The sequence below is a fragment of the Pontixanthobacter rizhaonensis genome (assembly GCF_012972675.1).
GTDB lineage: Bacteria > Pseudomonadota > Alphaproteobacteria > Sphingomonadales > Sphingomonadaceae > Pontixanthobacter > Pontixanthobacter rizhaonensis.
Map to the genome: position 1 here is coordinate 999,662 of NZ_JABCRE010000003.1, position 20,324 is coordinate 1,019,985.

The 20,324-nt window shown below is 55.1% G+C and carries 18 protein-coding genes; 4 read left to right on the plus strand and 14 right to left on the minus strand.

Going from position 1 to position 20,324, the window contains the following annotated elements:
• Positions 1–110: 110 nt before the first annotated feature.
• Both HKD42_RS12560 and HKD42_RS12565 read left to right on the plus strand, forming a co-directional pair.
• On the plus strand, positions 111–1,166 hold the full coding sequence (locus tag HKD42_RS12560) for a methyltransferase domain-containing protein (protein ID WP_170013844.1): 1,056 nt from the start codon (positions 111–113) through the stop codon (positions 1,164–1,166).
• A complete protein-coding gene (locus HKD42_RS12565; protein ID WP_211483586.1) occupies positions 1,163–2,179 on the plus strand; it encodes an SDR family oxidoreductase in 1,017 nt (338 codons plus the stop codon). Before HKD42_RS12560 ends, HKD42_RS12565 begins: the two co-directional genes overlap by 4 nt.
• A gap of 14 nt (positions 2,180–2,193) precedes the next feature.
• Here the strand turns inward: HKD42_RS12565 and HKD42_RS12570 are convergent, their stop codons facing one another.
• Both HKD42_RS12570 and HKD42_RS12575 read right to left on the minus strand, forming a co-directional pair.
• Entirely contained in the window at positions 2,194–2,937 is a 744-nt protein-coding gene (locus HKD42_RS12570) for a glycosyltransferase (protein ID WP_170013846.1), read from the minus strand.
• A complete protein-coding gene (locus tag HKD42_RS12575; RefSeq protein ID WP_170013848.1) occupies positions 2,934–3,512 on the minus strand; it encodes a TIGR04282 family arsenosugar biosynthesis glycosyltransferase in 579 nt (192 codons plus the stop codon). The genes HKD42_RS12570 and HKD42_RS12575 overlap by 4 nt, the downstream gene beginning before the upstream one ends.
• Before the next feature lie 53 nt (positions 3,513–3,565).
• Between HKD42_RS12575 and HKD42_RS12580 the strand changes: the two genes are divergently transcribed.
• The gene (locus tag HKD42_RS12580; RefSeq protein WP_170013850.1) at positions 3,566–4,360 is read left to right on the plus strand and encodes a sterol desaturase family protein; all 795 of its coding nucleotides are present in this window, start codon (positions 3,566–3,568) and stop codon (positions 4,358–4,360) included.
• Here HKD42_RS12580 and HKD42_RS12585 read toward each other — a convergent pair.
• From HKD42_RS12585 to HKD42_RS13420, 12 genes are all read right to left on the minus strand, one after another.
• Positions 4,357–6,201, minus strand: a complete 1,845-nt coding sequence (locus HKD42_RS12585) for a DUF885 domain-containing protein (RefSeq protein WP_170013852.1) — start codon at positions 6,199–6,201, stop codon at positions 4,357–4,359. The genes HKD42_RS12580 and HKD42_RS12585 overlap by 4 nt on opposite strands.
• Before the next feature lie 141 nt (positions 6,202–6,342).
• Positions 6,343–7,998, minus strand: coding sequence for a chaperonin GroEL (gene groL / locus HKD42_RS12590; RefSeq protein ID WP_170013854.1), 1,656 nt, complete (start codon positions 7,996–7,998; stop codon positions 6,343–6,345).
• A gap of 63 nt (positions 7,999–8,061) precedes the next feature.
• Positions 8,062–8,349, minus strand: coding sequence for a co-chaperone GroES (locus tag HKD42_RS12595; protein WP_170013856.1), 288 nt, complete (start codon positions 8,347–8,349; stop codon positions 8,062–8,064).
• Between the two features lie 154 nt (positions 8,350–8,503).
• On the minus strand, positions 8,504–9,901 hold the full coding sequence (locus HKD42_RS12600; protein WP_170013858.1) for an MATE family efflux transporter: 1,398 nt from the start codon (positions 9,899–9,901) through the stop codon (positions 8,504–8,506).
• Between the two features lie 174 nt (positions 9,902–10,075).
• The gene (locus tag HKD42_RS12605; protein ID WP_170013860.1) at positions 10,076–12,316 is read right to left on the minus strand and encodes a DUF305 domain-containing protein; all 2,241 of its coding nucleotides are present in this window, start codon (positions 12,314–12,316) and stop codon (positions 10,076–10,078) included.
• A 200-nt stretch (positions 12,317–12,516) separates the two neighbouring features.
• Positions 12,517–12,891, minus strand: a complete 375-nt coding sequence (gene rplL / locus HKD42_RS12610; RefSeq protein ID WP_170013862.1) for a 50S ribosomal protein L7/L12 — start codon at positions 12,889–12,891, stop codon at positions 12,517–12,519.
• A gap of 81 nt (positions 12,892–12,972) precedes the next feature.
• Positions 12,973–13,488, minus strand: a complete 516-nt coding sequence (gene rplJ / locus HKD42_RS12615) for a 50S ribosomal protein L10 (RefSeq protein WP_170013864.1) — start codon at positions 13,486–13,488, stop codon at positions 12,973–12,975.
• Between the two features lie 391 nt (positions 13,489–13,879).
• Positions 13,880–14,122, minus strand: coding sequence for a hypothetical protein (locus HKD42_RS12620; RefSeq protein WP_170013866.1), 243 nt, complete (start codon positions 14,120–14,122; stop codon positions 13,880–13,882).
• A 43-nt stretch (positions 14,123–14,165) separates the two neighbouring features.
• Entirely contained in the window at positions 14,166–14,429 is a 264-nt protein-coding gene (locus tag HKD42_RS12625) for a helix-turn-helix domain-containing protein (RefSeq protein WP_170013868.1), read from the minus strand.
• Positions 14,429–14,965 carry a hypothetical protein gene (locus HKD42_RS12630; RefSeq protein WP_170013870.1) on the minus strand — a complete coding sequence of 179 codons (537 nt, stop codon included), beginning with the start codon at positions 14,963–14,965 and terminating at the stop codon, positions 14,429–14,431. Before HKD42_RS12630 ends, HKD42_RS12625 begins: the two co-directional genes overlap by 1 nt.
• Positions 14,965–15,456 carry a DUF2975 domain-containing protein gene (locus HKD42_RS12635; protein ID WP_170013872.1) on the minus strand — a complete coding sequence of 164 codons (492 nt, stop codon included), beginning with the start codon at positions 15,454–15,456 and terminating at the stop codon, positions 14,965–14,967. Before HKD42_RS12635 ends, HKD42_RS12630 begins: the two co-directional genes overlap by 1 nt.
• Positions 15,457–15,534: 78 nt before the next feature.
• Positions 15,535–15,666, minus strand: a complete 132-nt coding sequence (locus HKD42_RS13420; RefSeq protein ID WP_281356519.1) for a hypothetical protein — start codon at positions 15,664–15,666, stop codon at positions 15,535–15,537.
• A gap of 429 nt (positions 15,667–16,095) precedes the next feature.
• Between HKD42_RS13420 and rpoB the strand changes: the two genes are divergently transcribed.
• Positions 16,096–20,304 (plus strand): DNA-directed RNA polymerase subunit beta, encoded by a 4,209-nt coding sequence (gene rpoB, locus HKD42_RS12645; RefSeq protein WP_170013876.1) that lies wholly within the window; start codon positions 16,096–16,098, stop codon positions 20,302–20,304.
• Positions 20,305–20,324: the final 20 nt, after the last annotated feature.

A 20,324-nucleotide genomic window follows, 5' to 3' on the forward strand; every position in this document is an offset into this window, starting at 1 on the left:
CCCCAGTTCTGCACTGCCTGTAACAAATTGATGCTGCAAGGCGAACTCATTTGTGCCAAGCATACCGCAACACTCGGTCTGTCATTCGGCCAAACGGGATTATACGTTACATGAACATTGAAAATAGCCGCGATTATTATGGTAAGGTTTTGGGCGGTTCTGACGACCTAAAAACCGATGCTTGCTGCACTACGGAAGCACCGCCGCCAGCGATTATGGATGCGATGCGCAATGTGCATGACGAGGTCCGCGCGCGCTATTATGGCTGCGGTTTGGTGAGCCCCCAAGCAATTGAAGGCGCGCATATTCTCGATCTGGGATCGGGTAGCGGGCAGGATGCCTATATCTTGGCTCAAATCGTCGGTGAGAATGGTACCGTTACAGGCGTTGATACGACGCCTGAACAGCTGGCGGTCGCCAATGAACATCTTGAATGGCACCGCGAAAAATTCGGCTTTGCTAAATCCAATGTGATGTTTGTTGAAGGCGATATTGAAAAGCTGGACCAGCTTGATCTGCCGGAAAACCATTATGACGTGATCGTATCCAACTGCGTCATCAATCTGGTGGCGGACAAGCAAGCGGTGTTTTCTGCTGCCTACCGCTTGCTCAAGCCGGGCGGGGAGCTGTATTTCTCCGATGTCTATTCGGACCGCCGCGTGCCAAGTCACTTGCTGGGTGATCCGGTGCTGCACGGCGAATGTCTGTCGGGCGCGCTGTATTGGGGCGACTTTATCGATCACGCCAAGAAAGCGGGCTTCTTGGATCCGCGTCTGGTGTTCAGCCGCCCGCTTGGCATCGGTGATGCAGAGGTAGCGGCTAAGCTGGACGGGATCGCTTTTCATTCCGCGACATACCGCCTGTTCAAATTGCCCGAACTGGAAATGCAGTGCGAGGATTACGGCCAAGCGGTGATCTATAAGGGCACAGTGCGCGGGCAGGAGCGCGTGTTCGAACTCGACGATCACCACCATATCGAAGCGGGCAAGATATTCCCGATTTGCGGTAATAGCTGGAAAATGCTCAGCAGTACGCGCTTTGCCGAGCATTTCGAATTTATCGGCGATTTCAGCAAACATTACGGCGTATTCCCCGATTGTGGGATCACCATTCCGTTTGCAGATGAAGCTGTTTCCGGCTCAGACACACCGGCTGCCTGCTGTTGAACATATTCCTGACCGGAGCCGCCGGATTGATCGGCGGAGAGGTGGCTGCGCGGCTATTATCGGCAGGGCACAATGTCACTGCGCTCGTCCACAATAACCGCGAGATACTGGCCAATAATGGCAGCGCGGTGGAGCCAAGCGAGATTGTTTCGGGCGATGTGTCGCAGCCTTTGTTCGGCTGGAATACGGCGGAATGGAACAGGCTGACAGGCGCCCATGATCTGCTGATCCACTGCGCCGCGACGGTGCGCTTTGATCTCGATGATGAGACCTATCGCCGGGTGAATACGGGCGGCGCGGCCAATGCGGTGGAATTTGCGCGGTCGGGAAATATGCCGATCCTGCATGTCAGCACTGCCTATGTGTGCGGCACCCGCAATGGCCCGATTCTAGAAGCGGATCGCGTACCGGCAAGCGGCTTTGCCAATGGGTACGAGGCCAGCAAAGCCTCTGCTGAAAAGCTGGTGCGGGCGAGCGGCATCCCGTTTGCGATCGCGCGCCCCAGCATCGTTGTCGGGGAAAGCGAAACCGGCCTGATCCGGCAATTCGACACCACCTATGCCGCGTTCAAACTGATTGCCGAAGGGCGCGTGGGCCATATGCCTGCGCGCGCCGATGCAACGCTGGATTTTGTGCCGCTCGACCATGTTGCGGCGGGAATTGTGGCCTTGGCGCAGAATATGCGGCGGGCGGAAGGCGGAGCCTATCATCTGGTATCGGGCCGTCCGATCCCAGTGCAGATGTTTACCGACGGGATCGCTGCGTTCCCGCAATTCCAGCGGCCCAAGCTGGTTGATCCCGATAGTTTCGATCCGGCCGAATTGCCTGCCTTGGAACGCCGACTCTACAAACGTGTGGCAGGATTATATGCTAGCTATTTTCAGCGGAACCCGCAATTTGATGATCGCGGGGGGCAAGAAATGACCGGGCTGGTTTGCCCGCCAACCGGCGCAGACTATTTGCACCGGCTGATCACCCATTGCATCGATGTCGGGTTCTTAAAAGCAGAGTAGGCCAACCACTGCTGTCACCTGACGTCGGGATAGTCTTTCGCCATTCTTCCGCGCGCGCCCACGGCCCATAAAATGCCGACTTTGAAATAGATCCAGTTGGCTTTCAGCGGACCCCATGCGGTGATCCGGCGGTCGGAAGTGTGGACCCAGCGGCGCACCATTTTGGTTTTTCCAAGCCGTGCAAACTTAACGCATAGATCGGCCTCCTCCATCACCGCATCGCTGGGCGTACAGCCGCCAATTTCAAGAAACTGCGCGCGGCGGAAAAACATCGCATGGTCGCCGAATAATAGCCGGACCCCGCGCACAAACAGATGCGGGCGCGTGATGATCGGCGCGTACCAGGTCTTGATCCAATTATGGAATGTGGTGAACCAGCGCGTTTTCTCCGGCCCTTTGATGAGCGGCGTAAAGCTGGCCAGCGCGATTTTCGGGTCGGCCAACGTATCGGCAATCACCCGCGCCATATCGGCGGGCGGTACGGTGTCGGCATGGAGCACGCAGACATAGTCCGCTGCAATTGCTTCAACCCCGGCATTGATCTGGACTGCGCGGCCTTTGCCGGTTTCAAGCAGGTCAAAACCCGCTGCACGGATCAGATCGCAGGTTGCATCATCGCTGCCGCCATCGACGAATAGAATAGCCTCTGGCTGCGGGTCCAGCGTTCCCAATACGCCAAACATTGCCGGTAGCGCAGCGGCTTCATTCAGCACCGGCAGAACGATCCCGACACGTTTGGCGGTAGAAATTCCGGTCATGGTAGAAATTCCGGCCAATCTTCCAAATCTGCCGCTGTGTCGACGTCGCTCAGTTCCGGCAAAACGGCTGGTCTTATCCCTTGGGCGACGAACCGCTTGAGCGTTTCGGCAAATACGCTGTCCGTGCTCCATTCCATATCGGTAAAAGCAAAGTCAGCGGGCTGATTATATCCCAGCAGATAATATCCGCCATCGCTGGCCGGGCCGATCACCATAGGGTCGGTCAACAAAGTATCGCGCGCTGCGACCAAGATCGCCGGAGTGAGACCGGGGCAATCGCTTCCGATCACAATGGCCGGTGCCGGAACGCGCGAAAGCTTGTCGGTCAGATCGCCGCAGCCCTGATCGACGACCTGTAAATCCTCGCCCAGTGCCTCGCGGAACTGTTCGGGCGGTGCGCCGCTTACGCGCAATTCAAATGCGATGCCTGAGGTGCGGGCGACCTCGACCGTATGTGCGAGCAATTTGGTATAGATTGCCGCTGCGCCTTCTGCACCGAAGCCGGGGATCAGTCGTGTCTTGGCTTCACCGGGAGTGGGCCAGCGGCAAAAGATTGAAATTAGCGGAGTGGTCATCCGCTACACTCTAACCCCTCGACGCGGCGCGCGCCATAAGGCATTGCATTTGCATGAAAGCGGGTAAGATAGCTTTGGTGGCTGCGGCAGGCGCGGTGGTGGGCGGAATTCTGCTGGCCGAGCGGACACGCCCGCTGCGCGCACAGACACGGCCGGCAATTCCGCGCAATATCCGCAATGCTGCCTTGGGGGCAGGTTGCGCAGTGATTGTGGCGGCGGTGGAAGAACCGTTGACTCAGGCGATTGCCCAGAAGAACGAAGCGCGCAGACGCGGTATTGCGCAAAAACTGCCGGGGCCATTGCGCGAGATCGCCGGTATCATAGCCATGGATTACGGGTTTTACTGGTGGCACGTCGCCACCCACCGCGTACCGTTTCTATGGCGGTTCCACCGTGTCCATCACATTGATCCCGATATGGATGCGAGCACGGCGGTGCGTTTTCATCCTGCCGATATGTTTGTCTCGCTGCCATGGCGATTGGCACAAGTGCGCTTGTCAGGGGTCGGGCCGCGCGGTCTGCGCTGGTGGCGGAACATCTTCAATTTTTCGATCCTGTTCCATCATTCCAATATGAAACTGCCGGGGCGGCTCGATGATCTGCTTGCCGCTGTGATCACTACGCCCAAAATGCATGGCATTCATCATTCTGTGGTGGCGGAGCAGGCGGATAGTAATTTCACCAGCGGCTTGAGTATTTGGGACCGGCTGCATGGCACATTCCGCGATGATGTAGCGCAAGGCAGTATCACCATCGGCGTGGATGATGCGCGGCAGCAGGATGTGGAATTACCCCACGCCCTGACTGCCCCGTTCAAAGATCAGCCCGCCACTAAGATGACGGGTTAGCTGCTAGCGGATTGAACCCCGGCCACCCATTGATCCACACGTTTTTCCAGCAGATCGAGCGGCACAGATCCGCCGCCCAAAACCGTATCGTGGAACCCGCGTATATCGAAATCTTCGCCCAGTTCTTCTTCCGCTTTGGCGCGCAATTCTTGAATCCGGATCATCCCGATTTTATACGCGGTGGCTTGCCCGGGCATAACGAAATACCGGCGTGTTTCAGCTGTCACTGCGGCTTCGGGGATGGGCGAGTTGGCGAGGAAATAATCAATCGCCTGCTGCTCGCTCCACCCTTTGGAATGAATACCCGTGTCGACCACCAAGCGGATCGCGCGCCACATCTCTGTCGTCAAACGGCCAAAGTCTGAATAGGGGTTGTCATACGCGCCCATTTCTTTGGCGAGCAGTTCGGAATAAAGCGCCCATCCTTCGCCAAATGCCGGCAGATAGAAACCCTGGCTGCGAAACTTGGGAATCTCCGTCAATTCCTGGGCAATTGATAGCTGCATATGGTGGCCCGGATTGCCCTCATGATAGGCGATAACCTCTAGCGAAGGGATCGACATGGCCCGCATATCGGACAGGTGGGCGTAATAAATACCGGGGCGCGATCCGTCGGGCGTACCGGTTTGATAATGCTGCGGCGCACCGTCCTGCTCACGGAAAGATTCGACCCGCCGGACTTCCAATGGAGCTTTAGGCAGAGTGCCGAAAAATTCGGGCAATTTGGTATCAATGAAGGTCAAATGGCTTTTGGCAGCGTCAATATAATCCTGAGCGCCCTTATCATCATTGCTGAAATAGAACTGGTCATCCTCGCGTATGAAGGTGAAGAAGGCTTGCAGATCGCCATCAAAATTCACCTGATCCTTGATCGCTTCCATCTCGGTGCGGATGCGCGCGACTTCGGACAGGCCGATATCGTGGATTTCATCTGCCGTCAGATCGGTCGTGGTCATCGCGTTCAGGCGGTAATTATAAAAGTCAGTACCATCGGCCAGTTCGCTTGCGCCTTGGGCTTCGACATCAGCATTGGCGCGGTCTTCCGTGTACCATGCGACGATGCGTGCATAGGCGGGGGCGAGGGTGTCAGTTAGCGCAGTCCGCGCTTCCCCGCGCAATTCGTCGGCGCGCTCTTCGGTAATGGCACCGCTTTCGACCAAAGCGGCAAGCCGTTCCTGCGTGGCGGTCCATAAAGCGGATGGCTCGCCATCGGTAAACGGCTCGCCGGTGGTGATTTTCTGCGATTCTGCAATCACCGCATCATAGGCAAATTGGGGCGGGCGCGTGCCGGCTTCTGCATTGGCCTGCGCGCGAGCCAACAATTGATCAAGCGCAGTACCAATCCCGCTAAGCCGCGCGATGAAAGCGGTCATATCGCTCTCATCATCGACCTTGTGTTGGTTCATCAAGAAGGTAGGCAGACCCGAATGCGCCGTGCCCATTTGATGCAGGATGTATTGTTGATCGCGGAATTGCGCAGCGGCTTCGGCGGAATCCTTGCGGAATTGCCACATATCCCATGACAGTTTGGCATCATCGGATAGTTCTTCGTAATCGAAATTCGCTTCCATCTCGGCGGATGTTTGCTGCCACCAAAGCAGCTGCGCTTGCTCCGCCTCGATGCTCATATCGTCGATTTTATCGTAATCGGTTTTCATACCCAGCGCGGTCTGCTGCATTGGGCTGAAGGCAAGTAATTCGTCAAATTTCGCGTCGAACCATGTGTTGATGCACTCGGTTTGAGTGGTTGAACATTCCAGAGTCGCCACAACCGGCTGCCCCATCTGCCCGCAAGCAGACAGGGCGGCGGAGGCGAGAAGCAAAGCGGCAAAGCGTTTCATGTTGGCGGTCCTTCAGATTTGCAATTTCGTTAGCAAAGGCAATGCGCCAACATTGAGGAAATGGGAAGGGTACATAAGAAAAGGCCCGGCGGATTGCTCCACCGGGCCTTTCTGTTTGGCTTTGTAAGAAGCGCGTCGGGCTTAGAAGCCCATGCCGCCGCCCATACCGCCCATGCCGCCCATATCAGGCATTGCTGGGGCGCCAGCTGCTTTGTCTTCCGGTGCGTCGGTAATCGCCGCCTCGGTAGTGATCAGCAGGCCAGCAACAGATGCTGCGTCTTGCAGAGCAGTACGAACAACCTTTGTAGGGTCGATCACGCCAGCGTCTACCAGATTTTCGTAGACGTCGGTTGCAGCATTGAAGCCTTGTGTTTCGTCATCTTCGCGCAGCAAGTTGCCAGAGATCACAGCGCCGTCATGGCCTGCGTTCTCAGCAATCTGACGTACTGGAGCGAGGATTGCACGGCGAACAATGTCGATACCGCGAGTTTGGTCATCATTGTCGCCTTTGACGCCTTCCAGAACCTTGGTTGCATAAAGAAGAGCGGTACCGCCGCCAGGGACGATGCCTTCTTCAACTGCAGCGCGTGTAGCGTGGAGCGCATCATCAACACGGTCTTTGCGTTCTTTCACTTCAACTTCAGAAGCGCCGCCAACCTTGATCACAGCAACACCACCAGCGAGTTTCGCCAGGCGTTCTTGCAGTTTTTCGCGGTCATAGTCGGAAGTGGTAGCTTCCATTTGTGCTTTGATTTCGCCGACACGGGCTTTGATATCGTCCTGACTACCAGCACCATCAACGATGGTGGTGTTGTCTTTGTCGATTGTGACACGCTTGGCATCACCGAGCATACCCAATGTGACGTTTTCGAGCTTGATACCCAGATCTTCGCTGACCATTTCGCCCTTTGTCAGGATCGCGATGTCTTGCAGCATGGCTTTCCGGCGGTCGCCGAAACCAGGGGCTTTGACCGCAGCAACTTTCAAGCCGCCGCGCAGCTTGTTGACCACGAGAGTAGCCAGCGCTTCGCCTTCGATGTCTTCTGCGATGATCAGCAGAGGACGGCCTGATTGCATGGCGGCTTCAAGAACCGGCAGCATAGCTTGCAGGCTGGTCAGTTTGCCTTCGTTGATCAGGATGTATGGATTTTCGAGTTCCACAGTCATCTTGTCAGGATTGGTGATGAAGTAAGGTGACAGGTAACCACGGTCGAACTGCATGCCTTCAACGACGTCGAGTTCAAATTCGAGGCCTTTGGCTTCTTCAACAGTGATAACGCCTTCTTTGCCAACTTTATCCATCGCTTCAGCGATTTTCTCGCCAACTTCACGGTCGCCATTGGCAGAGATTACGCCGACTTGAGCGACTTCTGCTGAACCAGCGACTTCTTTGGACCGGCTGACAAGGTTTTCGACAACTTTGGCAACGGCTGTATCGATGCCACGCTTCAGATCCATCGGGTTCATACCCGCTGCGACAGATTTCATGCCTTCGCGAACGATTGCCTGGCCCAAAACTGTTGCAGTGGTGGTGCCGTCACCGGCGAGGTCATTGGTCTTGGACGCAACTTCCTTGAGCATTTGAGCGCCCATATTTTCGAACTTGTCTGACAGTTCGATTTCTTTGGCAACCGTAACACCGTCTTTGGTGATGCGCGGTGCGCCGAAGCTTTTGTCGATAACAACGTTACGACCTTTAGGGCCGAGCGTTACTTTTACAGCGTTTGCGAGCGTATCAACGCCCTTAAGAATGCCTTCGCGTGCGTCGCGACCGAACTTTACGTCCTTAGCAGCCATGATTGTTTCTCCTGAATTGGAATAATGTGAAAGTGCGCGTTAGAGCGAACTTGAGTGTCGGGATCAGCCGATCACTCCCATGACGTCGCTTTCTTTCATGATCAGCAGGTCTTCACCGTCGACTTTGACTTCGGTGCCGGACCATTTGCCGAACAAGACGCGGTCACCCGCGGCAACGTCGAGCGGGGTAACAGTGCCATCTTCAGCTTTGGAACCATTGCCAACAGCAACAATTTCACCTTCGCTAGGCTTTTCCTGAGCGCTGTCAGGGATGATGATACCGCCAGCTGTTTTTTGATCGGCTTCGATACGGCGGACCAAAACGCGGTCGTGTAACGGACGAAATGCCATGTCTATGACCTCTTCGTTAGAGTGGATGAATAGAATGATTGGCACTCTCCGTCTGAGAGTGCCAGCGAGGGGCATATGTGTATGCGCGTGGTGAGAGTCAACAGCGCCGGCAGTGAAAAAATCGGTTAGTCGTTAAGTGGGCCGGCGGACTTGTCTAATCCGGTCGCTGCAGGCGTTCCGTCAGGCCGATCTGGTCCCGCAGCAACCATCGCCAAATGAGTAACAAAGCGGCGGCTGCCAGTCCTGTGGCGAGACCGACCCAGACCCCGGTTCCGCCCCAACCGGCAACAAAACCCAGATACAGCGCGACACCAATTCCGGGTACCCAGTAAGAAAAGATGGCGATCCACATGGGGATGCGAGTGTCCTGCAAGCCGCGCAAGGCACCGGCCGCGACCGCCTGTAACCCGTCTACCAATTGAAAGGCGGCTGCAATTACAAGATATCGCAGCGCGAAGCCGACCAGTACGGCGTTCTTTGCTGCATCGGGATCAATATAAATATGCAGCAAAGTGCGCGGCATGAGCACCATGGCGCTGCACGAGATGATCATGAAGCCTGTTCCAATCAGGATCGCTGCCCAACCGGCCCGGCCCATTCCTTCTTTGTCCCGAGCGCCGTAGAAATACCCCACGCGAATGGTGGCGGCCTGACCGACGCCAAAGGGAATTTGAAAGGCCAGCGCTGCAATTTGCAATGCCACGGTGTGGGCGGCGAGCTGCGCTGTGCCAATGCTACCCATCAAGAAGGCGGCCGCTCCAAAAATTCCAGCCTCCGCCGTAATAGTTAGCGCGATTGGTGTGCCGATCCGAACGATGGACCAGAAGCGGGCCCAATCAGGCACCCACCAACGCCCGAAAATGCGGTAGCGATGCATCACGCTATCGAACCGGATTGCGAGAATATAGATGGTAAGGGTTATCACGGCTGTGATGATGGTGGCGATTGCCGCCCCTTGTAAGCCGAGTTCCGGTGCGCCCAAATTGCCGAAGACAAAAGCGTAATTGGCCAGAGCATTCACCCCGATGCCAGCGGCCGTGATCAGCGTTGCAAAGATCGGCCTGCCCAAAGCAGACACGAAACACCGTAGTACATTGGCCATGACCATCGGGATCATCGACCACACGATAATAACGGTGTAATCGGTAGCCATCTGGATGATTTCAGGCTGTTGACCGGTCACGCGGGAGATGGGGCCGATCATCAGGCAGACCATCATTCCCGCGCCGCCGCTTAGTACTGCCAGCCACAATGCCATTCGTGTCGCCCGCCGCACCGGGCGCAGTGCTGGCGCACGTTCACCCAGCTCAGCCGCGATCACCGGAGCGACTGCTCCGGTAAGCCCGGACAGCGCCCACAGGACCAATCCAAACAGCGCCACGGCCAATGCAGATGCAGCCAGAGGTGCTTCGCCAAGCCGTGCAATAAAAATGACGTCGACCGCGTATGTCAGCATTTGCAGCAAGTTGGCGAGCGCCAGCGGCCAGGAAAGCCGCAGGGTGGCTCCTAATTCCGTACGCCAGGGCGTATCACTGGATTGCAGCGTTGGCATTCAATGCCCGTTCCGCTTCGTAAGGCCAAAGGTCAACCATTGCTGCCTTTCTCGCAGGCAATGCGACCAGTGCTTGTGTCCTTAGTGCATCAAAATATCAGTATTGCAGACGCAATGATGAAGCGGGTTTATGCTGTTTTCAAATGCTGCCCTTGGCCTGACCGCCCAAGCGTTTTACCCGCCCTTGCGGCTCTCTTCGGCTTTGGCGGCGACATCTGCTGGCCATGTAACGGGTACCTGCGTTTGCGGGTTAAAGACTGCACCCATATTTGCGGCCTCCGCTGCGGCAATTTCTTCAGCGGTCAGAAACTCGCTTGGTTCGAGCTTGAAAACATCCAATCCGCGCGCGATTTCTGTGCCGTAAATCCGGCCGTTATACCAATAAGCAGACCAATACCCGCCGGTGATCAATTGGTCCTCATCGACCGGGCCACGATCAAAATATGCGATCTCGAATGGGTTGGTCGAATCAGTGAAATCGATCACCGAAATACCGCCTTGGTACCAGGCTTGAACAAAGATATCGCGGCCGGGTACGGGAATGATCGAGCCGTTATGGGCTACGCAGTTTTCTTTGTCGCCTTGCGGCGCAGGAATTTTGTACTGACCCCGTGCTTCCAGCTTGCCGTCGACAATGTCGTAAAACGCGTTCGCGCCCCAATCCATTGGATCGGATGCTTGGCAACGCGGCCGCCCGCCGCCGCCCCACTCATCTGTAAACAGCACTTTGGTACCATCATTATTGAACGTGGCGGAGTGCCAATAGGCAAAACCTTTGTCGATCACCTCGTCGATCCGTTTCGGCGCGCGCGGGTCAGAAATATCAAAAATAATCCCGTTGCCGGAACAGGCACCGGCAGCCAGATTCAGGGAAGGGAATACCGTAATATCGTGGCAATGATTGGTCGAATTGGTATCCTGAGTGCCTTCGCCGTGATCGCCGCCCTGCCACAGTCCTGCAATCTGCCCGCTCTCGGGGTCCGCAAATACGGTCGGGCTGTCGATGATCTTGGCTGCTGCTGGATTGGCAATCGGAATTTCGACAACATCGATCCGGAATAAAGCCGTGCGCTGGTCTCCGGGCACGTTTCCTACGCATCCTGCCAGCTCGTCTCCGTCTCTAATGCTAGAGGTGCCGGAATTGTAGACGATGATTGATGTATCATCTTGCGAAACGATAGAATGCGTATGAGATCCGCGACACGTTTGGACAAGGCCAACCTGACGCGGCCGTGTCAGGTCGCTGATGTCGAAGATACGCAGGCCGCGGAAACGTTCATCGCTGACATCGTCAGCGACCCCTTGTAAGCCGCAATCAATGCGGCCGCGGGTTTGCTCAACCGACATAATCAGCAAGTCGCCAGCGATAGAGATATCGCCCTGACCACCCGGGCAAACGACTGAACTGGTCAGATTAGGTATACCCTCGGTACCCAACTTGTAGATGTTGAAGCCGTGATAGTTTCCGGCAACCATAATGTCGCCGGAGAAGGCCATATCCGTATTGGCAAAATTGAGCAGCGGACTGCGTTCAGCAAACTGTGTTTTGTTTTCTTCGTCGCTGTCCGATGTGTTGTCCTGATCAGTTTCTGAATCGTCCGGACTTTCGTCTTCATCCTCATCTGCGGGAATTTCCGGCTTTAAGCCTGCGGGGTTGGCTGGGTCGAAAAAGCCGGCAGGCTTCGGCTGTGAGCTGACCAACGTAAGATTGAGAATGGCACTTTCAGCATCTCGGAATCCTGCGGCCAGCGAGGCGCGGGGGTCTTCAGACAAGCCCGCCAGCATGCCGTTCATTTGCTCGATTTCAGATTCTTGATCCGCGACAATATCGTTTACGAATTCCAGCAGGACTGGATCGGAAGCAGAGCCTGGCTGGTCCAGCAAATCTTCCACCATCCGCAGCGCGCCGCGGTGATGCTCGATCATCAGCGTTAGGAACAGCCGGTCAAATGCCGTGCCTTCCAAGGTCGCCAGCTCAGCCATTTCGGCGGGTGTGGCCATACCCATCATTTCATAATGGGCGGACATATCGTGCCCCGCATGGGCGGACATATCCATCATCACGGGTTCGCCGCGCTCTTGCAGCCATTCTTTCATAAAGCTGATTTCATCAGCTTGGGAGGCTTTGATCCGGCCCGCAATATCGACCACTTTGGGCTGGTTGGTGCGCCCCTCAACCAGATTTGCCAGTTCAACCGCTTGTCCATGATGCGGGATCATATCGCGCATAAACCGCGCATCATCAGGCGAATATTTATTGTCGGCAAGCTGGGTGGCTTGCTCTGCCGTCAGAACGGTGCCGTCACTGCCAGGCGCTCCGGGTTTATATATCGCAACATCTTGGGCCAGCGCCGGGGTCGCCGCAAGCATGGCGGATACGGCAACGGTTGCAATGAGACGAGTCTTGGTAAGCATATTGGTAAGTCCCTTAAACTGTTCCGTTATAGCTGCCGCAGTTCCCGCATATTGCCAAGAGCGGAGTTGGAAATCCGAAGTCGTTCAACGAAAAGGGCGGCACCTTGCGGTACCGCCCTCCCATCTGCAGGCGCTTCAAGTCACCTACAAAATTCTAGCTAGATCACTCGAGCAAGGCTCAAGCAGTCTGCAGCGCTCAATTATTTGAGTTCTACAGTACCGCCGGCTGCTTCGATCTTGCCTTTGATTTCTTCAGCTTCAGCTTTGCTCACGCCTTCTTTGACGGGCTTAGGTGCGCCTTCAACGAGGCCTTTAGCTTCAGTCAGACCCAGGCCAGTGATGGCGCGGACTTCTTTAATCACTTGGATTTTCTTGCCACCGTCACCGGTAAGAACGACGTCGAATTCGTCTTTCTCTTCAGCAGCAGCTTCACCGCCACCAGCGGCTGGGCCAGCAACTGCAACAGCTGCAGCAGCGCTAACGCCCCACTCTTCTTCGAGTGCTTTGGCAAGTTCAGCTGCCTCAAGGACAGTCAGTTTTGATAGTTCTTCAACAAGCTTGGCGATATCGGCCATGATGCTTTACTCCAATAAATTGACTTGGCAGAGTTTCCCGGAACTGGGCTACACTCTGATAAATTCGATTCAAAAAACCGCTTACGCCGCTTCTTTGGCAGCAAATGCGCCAAAGACCCGTGCAAGCTTGTTGGCTGGTGCGTTGACGACTTGAGCGATTTTCGTCGCTGGTGCGTTAACGAGGCCAACAATCGTGCCGCGAAGCTCGTCAAGGCTCGGCATAGAGGCAAGTGCCTTTACGCCAGCTTCATCAAGCATCTGACCGCCCATAGATCCGCCAACGATTTCGAGGTTGTCGTTCTTTTTGGCAAATTCCACGGCAGCTTTGGCAGCAGCGACTGGGTCGCTGGATGTTGCCAGAGCAGTCGGGCCGGTGAGCAGATCACCAAGGCCGTCATAATCCGTGTCTTTCAGGGCGAGTTTGGCAAGACGGTTTTTCGCAACCTTGTACGATGCACCTGCTTCCCGCATCTTTCCGCGCAGTTCAGTGGACTGTGCCACTGTCAGGCCGAGATTGCGGGTTACAACAACCACGCCGCTCTCGTTAAAAGTTGCGTTAAGAGCTGCGACCGCATCAGATTTTTGCGAACGATCCATGTCTTACTCCTTCACTATGGCCGTCTGGCAATATGCCCGGCGACCGGCTACGTTTGTCCATGACACAAAAGTATCACAGGCGAGTCCATTGATGGGGAAGGAGGGTGCAGTTCCGTTGAAGGAGCCTGCGATACGATGGCCATATGGCACATCGTGAAAATCTCTAATCCCCGTCTAGGCTGGAAATTAAGATGGCCAAATTACCATCACCGGCTGTCTTGGACGGATGTTCGCTGAACCCGTCAGTCCAGCGAACGAGAGGGCCAATAGCGGACCCGCTTCAGGAGTCAACCAAAAGCAGTCGCTCCTCAAGGCGTGAATATCAGGAGTACCCATACAAAAAGGCCCGCTACTCGCGTAACGGGCCCTCTCGCTGTTAACTTTTTGTAGCTTACATGCCGTCTGCGGTGTCTTCCATCGCTTCAGCATTGGCTTCAAGATCGGCCTGGACAGCGTCATCGCCCATTGCTTCGGCAACATCAGCTTTCTCTTCAGCCAGCTCGGCTTTTTCGTCCATGACGTCACCTTCGGCTTCTGTCACGTCATCGATCTCTTCGCCCATGTTCTCGGCAGGGCCATCACACGCGGTGACAGCAAAAGCGAAAGGTAGTGCGATAAGTGCTAATTTCTTCATTAGTTTTCCCCTTGTTGTATGCCCTACCAATGGGGCGCCACGGTTATTGTTCCGAGAAAGTTTCATAGCCTAGCAAATCACCCGGCTGGCAATCGAGTTCGTGACAAATCGCGGCCAGTGTCGAAAATCTGATCGCTTTCGCCTTGCCAGTTTTTAGAATGGAGAGATTGGCCAATGTGAGGCCAACCCGTTCGGCCAATTCCGTCAGTGTCATCCGGCGCTCATGAAGTAGATCGTCAAGTTTCACGGTAATGCTCCCGTTTGTTGTGCTGTCGATACCAGTGTCATTGTGTGTTGTGTCAGGCATCAGATGGCTCCTTCTGGATAGGTGCGAGCTGCGGCGCCGCTGCGAACAATACTCGACAATAGGAACAGCGTCAGAACGGCAATAATGCCAAGCAACGTCCCGCTGACTTCAACGGTTGATGTTGGTCCCTTAAAAGCGGTCTCGACAATAAGGCCGAGCCATGCGGTCGGGTATTTGAAAAGTTGGATGGCCACCATGATCCAGCCCATAAAGGCGAGCCGTTCCGCATTCTGAACCGTGATAGGATCTGCTCTTTCGGCCGACATTACTATCGCTGTCAGCGTTTTGAGAAATAGCCAGACCAGACCGAGAACGATGGCGCCGCATACGATCAATGCAGCGACGTGGCTGGCTGGATAGGCGCTCGCGGGTTCCCCGAAATGTTGCTGTACCGCGGCAAATGCCTCGTTTTGAAAAACAATGGCCAAAGGCGCGCAGATGATAGCTATCATTGTGAGTACGCCGATAAGCGGACGAATGAAACGCAGTGCCAGATGGCTCCATGCGATAGCTGCGGATGTGGAGCGGGCAATCATCAGATTGTCCCTTCCAGATCGTCACGCATTGCAGCCCCTTGGCGGAATATGCGGGCAAGGATGAACAGGACGATCGCGAACAGAATTCCGGTTAAGGAGAATTCAAAGTCAGCCGAAAAATCGTCGCTAGGTATATTGATTGCGATGTAAGCGGCGAGCGCTCCGATCGGTATTGAGGCGATCTGGAATGTCAGGGCGATCCACCCCATACGGTTCAGGCGCTCTGAATTGTCGGCGGTAAAGGGCTCCCCGTCACTCACTGTGTCGATGATTTGGCTGAGCAGCCGAAAAAAATGAAAGGAGAGTCCGGCGACTATCAAAATAAGAAGTAATACCGCCACAATTGCTGCCAGCATCATGGGCAGACTTGCTTCGCTGCCTGCCTCCACCAGCCTCTCGGCCACCTGGTCCGTATTGAACAGGATCACAGGCAAGATAATGGCGACAATTGCTGCCGCGATGCCGATGATTATTTGTAACAGGCGGCTCATGACCTTCCCTGCTGTGAGTAAAAGGTCGCGTTGAGGTTGCGGTTCGGGGCTCATGTTAGTCTCCCAGTGTAGATTGGATCAGGCGATGTATGGCGCGATGGTCAGGGTCGCCGCCTGAACTGGCGGCACAGTTACAACCGGCACCCATGTGACGGCGACAAGAGCGATAGCGGCGATGCCGGCGGCTAAATTTTGTAGCGTGTTTGTCATTTGTTGTTCTCCAATATGCTTGATATCGAAATTCAATAATGCCGAGTCGGTTTATTGTCAATCAATAATATCGAAAAACAATATGTAGAGTATGGATAAACGATAATTGAGGGCTTTCGAAGCGCGGTCATTGGCTGGGGTGCTGTGCGTCTGCCGGATTACCTTTGACACGGGGACGGAGCGTTCCTATATGCGCGTCAACCGCACTCTTCGAGAGTGACAGGTCCTTGCGCGGGGGTCGGTCCAAGAAGGAAGGTGCGTTTCCATATTCGCGACGTTTTTTGAAGCTGCAGCAGTGCCCACAACGGGTGCGATTCGCTGCGGTCTTTTTGCGTCTCTCGCTATGGAAGTGTCGATCCGCGCAGACACAAACTGAATGCTCTTCACCGCGTAGAAGGGCTTACACAATTGAATAGGCGAATAACTCCTATGGCTACCAAGGCGAAAGCACCCCGTAAGTCGGGCGCAAATACCGGTACTGCAAAGAAGCGTATCCGTAAGATTTTTGGCGATGTGCACGAAGTCGTACAAATGCCAAACCTGATCGAAGTTCAGCGGGAAAGCTATGAGCAATTCCTGCGTTCCGATCCCTCGATCGACTATGTGTCTGGTTTGGAAAAGACGCTGCGGAGTGTCTTCCCGATTCGCGATTTCGCCGGCACTGCCGAGCTGGATTTCGTGCATTACGAGCTGGAGCCGCCAAAATACGACACCACCGAATGTCGCCAGCGCGGTATTACCTACGCTGCGCCGATGAAGGTAACTTTGCGCTTGATCGTGTTTGAGGTTGATCAGGAAACTGAAACCCGTTCCGTGCTCGATATTAAAGAGCAAGACGTTTACATGGGCGACATGCCTTTGATGACGCATAACGGCACGTTCATCATCAACGGCACAGAGCGTGTTATTGTCAGCCAGATGCACCGTTCGCCTGGTGTGCTGTTTGACCATGACCGCGGTAAAACGCATTCTTCTGGCAAGTTGCTGTTCGCAGCGCGCGTAATTCCCTATCGCGGCTCGTGGCTCGACTTTGAATTCGACGCGAAAGACATCGTCAACGTTCGGATCGACCGTAAGCGTAAGTTGCCGGTCACCAGCCTGCTATTCGCGCTGGGTCTCGATCATGAAGGTATTCTTGATCATTTCTATGACACCGTCACTTGGGACCGCGTGGCCGGTAAGGGCGGCGCCGAAGGTGGCTGGAAAATGCCATTCGTTCCTGACGCATGGCGCAATACAAAGCCAGCCTTCGCATTGGTCGATGCAAAAACAGGCGAAGAGATTTTCGCGGCTAACCAGAAGATCAGCCCTCGTGCTGCCAACAAAGCGGCGAAAGACGGCCTGACAGATCTTTTGATCCCGACCGAAGAAGTCTTCGCACGCTACGCAGCGCGCGATTTGATCGACGAGAAAACCGGCCGGATTTACATCGAAGCCGGTGACGAGGTCTCCGCAGAGAACCTCGAAGTGCTCGACAATGCGGGCATCGATCAGCTCGAATTGCTGGACATTGACGAGATCAATACCGGCCCTTGGATCCGCAACACTCTGGCCGTCGATAAGGCAGAGAACCGCGATGAAGGTCTGGAAGCAATCTATAAGGTTATGCGTCCAGGCGAGCCGCCCACCAAGGAAACAGCTGAAGCCCTGTTCGAAGGCCTGTTCTTCGACGCTGAACGCTATGACCTGTCCGCTGTTGGCCGGGTAAAGCTGAATATGCGTCTTGAACTGGACGCTGAAGACACCGTTACTACCCTGCGTAAGGAAGACATCCTCGCCGTGGTAAAAGAAATGGTCGATCTGAAAGACGGCAAGGGCGAGGTCGATGATATCGATAACCTCGGCAACCGCCGTGTTCGTTCGGTTGGCGAGCTTCTCGAAAACCAGTACCGTGTCGGTCTGCTTCGTATGGAGCGCGCGGTTAAGGAGCGTATGTCTTCGGTCGATGTGTCGACTGTGATGCCAAACGATCTGATCAATGCGAAGCCTGCAGTTGCTGCGGTTCGTGAATTCTTCGGTTCCTCGCAGCTGTCGCAATTTATGGATCAGACCAACCCGCTGTCAGAAGTCACGCATAAACGCCGCGTCTCTGCGCTGGGCCCTGGCGGCTTGACCCGTGAGCGTGCCGGCTTCGAAGTCCGTGACGTTCACCCGACCCACTATGGCCGCATTTGTCCGATTGAAACGCCGGAAGGACCGAACATTGGTCTGATCAACAGCTTGGCGTCGTTTAGCCGGGTTAACAAATACGGCTTTATCGAAACACCATACCGGTCTGTCAAAGACGGCAAGGTGACAGGCGAAGTTGCCTATCTGTCAGCGATGGAAGAGCAGAAGCACGCGGTTGCGCAGGCATCTGCGGCGCTGAATGACGATGGTACATTTGTCGAAGATCTCGTCTCTGCCCGTCAGGCTGGCGAGTTTGTGATGCTGCCAAACGATCAGATCACTCTGATGGACGTCTCGCCGAAGCAGCTGGTTTCGGTGGCGGCATCGCTTATCCCATTCCTTGAAAACGATGACGCCAACCGCGCATTGATGGGATCAAACATGCAACGTCAGGCTGTGCCTTTGGTGAAAGCTGAAGCACCGTTCGTCGGGACGGGCATGGAAGAAACTGTGGCCCGCGATTCCGGCGCTGCGATTTCTGCGACACGCGGCGGTATTGTTGACCAGGTCGACGCTACCCGTATCGTGATCCGTGCCATTGGTGATGTTGAACCGGGTCAGTCCGGCGTTGACATTTACACGCTGCAGAAATTCCAACGCTCCAACCAAAACACCTGCATCAACCAGCGTCCGCTGGTGAAGGTGGGTGAGACTATCGAAAAGGGCGATATTATCGCTGATGGTCCATCAACTGATATTGGTGAGCTGGCGCTGGGCAAGAACAGCCTCGTCGCCTTTATGCCTTGGAATGGCTACAACTATGAAGATAGTATCCTGATCAGCGAACGTATCGTGAAGGATGACGTCTTCACCTCGATCCACATCGAGGAATTTGAAGTCATGGCCCGCGATACGAAGCTTGGCCCAGAAGATATCACGCGCGATATTCCAAATGTCGGCGAGGAAGCGCTTCGCAACCTCGACGAAGCAGGTATCGTGTATATCGGTGCTGAAGTGCATCCGGGTGATATCCTTGCGGGTAAAATCACACCGAAGGGCGAAAGCCCGATGACGCCGGAAGAAAAACTCCTGCGCGCCATCTTTGGTGAGAAAGCCTCTGATGTCCGCGATACCTCGCTGCGTTTGCCGCCGGGTGTTGCTGGTACTGTTGTTGAAGTGCGGGTGTTCAACCGTCACGGCATTGAAGTTGATGACCGTACACGGGCGATCCAGCAGGAAGAAATCGAACGTCTGCGCAAAGATAGCGCCGATGAGCGTGCGATCCTCAACCGTGCAACATATAACCGTCTGCGCGACATGCTGGTTGGTCAAACCACCTCTGCCGCACCGAAAGGTGTTAAGAAGGGTAGTGAGATCACCGAGGAAGTCCTGGGCGAAGTTGAAAAGCACGAATGGTTCAAATTTGCTGTGGCCGATGATGGCCGTCAGCAGCAAATCGAAGCCGTCAAAACGCAATATGACGAAGCGATCAAGATCATCGACGACAAGTTCGAAGATCGTAAAGAGAAGCTGGAGCGTGGTGACGAATTGATGCCGGGCGTTCTGAAGATGGTCAAAGTCTTCGTGGCGGTGAAGCGTAAGCTGCAACCGGGCGATAAGATGGCGGGCCGTCACGGAAACAAAGGTGTTATCAGCCGCATTCTGCCGCAAGAAGATATGCCGTTCCTCGAAGATGGCAGCCCGGTTGATATCGTGCTGAACCCGCTGGGTGTTCCATCGCGGATGAACGTCGGTCAGATCTTCGAGACTCACTTGGGCATGGCCGCACGTGGTCTTGGTCAGCAGGTCACAGAAGCTCTGGTCGAGTGGAAAGCCGCTAACCCGAACGCTGCAGAAGATTATGCGAAGGCGCCTCCGCCAGAGGCAGTGATCGAGCGTTTGAAGCATGCCTATGGCGAGGATTATCATTCCGAAATCGACGCGCGTTCCACTGCGGAAATCGTCGAGCTCGCGGGTAATCTTACCAACGGTGTTCCGATGGGTACGCCGGTATTCGATGGTGCGCGCGAAGGCGATGTCACCACTATGCTGGAGAACGCCAATCTGCCGGGTTCCGGTCAGGTGACGCTGTTCGATGGCCGGACCGGTGATGCTTTCGACCGTCAGGTGACAGTGGGCTATATCTACATGCTCAAACTGCACCACTTGGTTGACGACAAGATCCACGCGCGGTCAATCGGCCCATACTCGCTTGTCACGCAGCAGCCGCTGGGTGGTAAAGCGCAGTTCGGTGGTCAGCGCTTCGGTGAGATGGAGGTCTGGGCACTCCAGGCCTACGGCGCGGCATACACGCTGCAGGAAATGCTCACTGTGAAGTCGGATGACGTGATCGGACGGACCAAGGTGTACGAAGCTATCGTCAAGGGTGACGACACCTTCGAAGCGGGCATTCCAGAGAGCTTCAACGTTCTCGTCAAGGAAATGCGCAGCCTGGGTCTCAATGTCGAATTGTCCTCGCTCTCCGATGGAGATGAAGATGATGACGGCATGAAGATTGCCGCCGAATAAGCCACTGAAGGATTTACCCT

Bases quoted from the DNA above. Each gene is read 5' to 3' on its own strand.
- HKD42_RS12560 (WP_170013844.1), top strand. From the start codon at position 111: ATGAACATTGAAAATAGCCGCGATTATTATGGTAAGGTTTTGGGCGGT.
- HKD42_RS12570 (WP_170013846.1), bottom strand. From the start codon at position 2,937: ATGACCGGAATTTCTACCGCCAAACGTGTCGGGATCGTTCTGCCGGTG.
- HKD42_RS12575 (WP_170013848.1), bottom strand. From the start codon at position 3,512: ATGACCACTCCGCTAATTTCAATCTTTTGCCGCTGGCCCACTCCCGGT.
- HKD42_RS12580 (WP_170013850.1), top strand. From the start codon at position 3,566: ATGAAAGCGGGTAAGATAGCTTTGGTGGCTGCGGCAGGCGCGGTGGTG.
- HKD42_RS12585 (WP_170013852.1), bottom strand. From the start codon at position 6,201: ATGAAACGCTTTGCCGCTTTGCTTCTCGCCTCCGCCGCCCTGTCTGCT.
- groL (WP_170013854.1), bottom strand. From the start codon at position 7,998: ATGGCTGCTAAGGACGTAAAGTTCGGTCGCGACGCACGCGAAGGCATT.
- HKD42_RS12595 (WP_170013856.1), bottom strand. From the start codon at position 8,349: ATGGCATTTCGTCCGTTACACGACCGCGTTTTGGTCCGCCGTATCGAA.
- HKD42_RS12600 (WP_170013858.1), bottom strand. From the start codon at position 9,901: ATGCCAACGCTGCAATCCAGTGATACGCCCTGGCGTACGGAATTAGGA.
- HKD42_RS12605 (WP_170013860.1), bottom strand. From the start codon at position 12,316: ATGCTTACCAAGACTCGTCTCATTGCAACCGTTGCCGTATCCGCCATG.
- rplL (WP_170013862.1), bottom strand. From the start codon at position 12,891: ATGGCCGATATCGCCAAGCTTGTTGAAGAACTATCAAAACTGACTGTC.
- rplJ (WP_170013864.1), bottom strand. From the start codon at position 13,488: ATGGATCGTTCGCAAAAATCTGATGCGGTCGCAGCTCTTAACGCAACT.
- HKD42_RS12620 (WP_170013866.1), bottom strand. From the start codon at position 14,122: ATGAAGAAATTAGCACTTATCGCACTACCTTTCGCTTTTGCTGTCACC.
- HKD42_RS12625 (WP_170013868.1), bottom strand. From the start codon at position 14,429: ATGCCTGACACAACACACAATGACACTGGTATCGACAGCACAACAAAC.
- HKD42_RS12630 (WP_170013870.1), bottom strand. From the start codon at position 14,965: ATGATTGCCCGCTCCACATCCGCAGCTATCGCATGGAGCCATCTGGCA.
- HKD42_RS12635 (WP_170013872.1), bottom strand. From the start codon at position 15,456: ATGAGCCGCCTGTTACAAATAATCATCGGCATCGCGGCAGCAATTGTC.
- HKD42_RS13420 (WP_281356519.1), bottom strand. From the start codon at position 15,666: ATGACAAACACGCTACAAAATTTAGCCGCCGGCATCGCCGCTATCGCT.
- rpoB (WP_170013876.1), top strand. From the start codon at position 16,096: ATGGCTACCAAGGCGAAAGCACCCCGTAAGTCGGGCGCAAATACCGGT.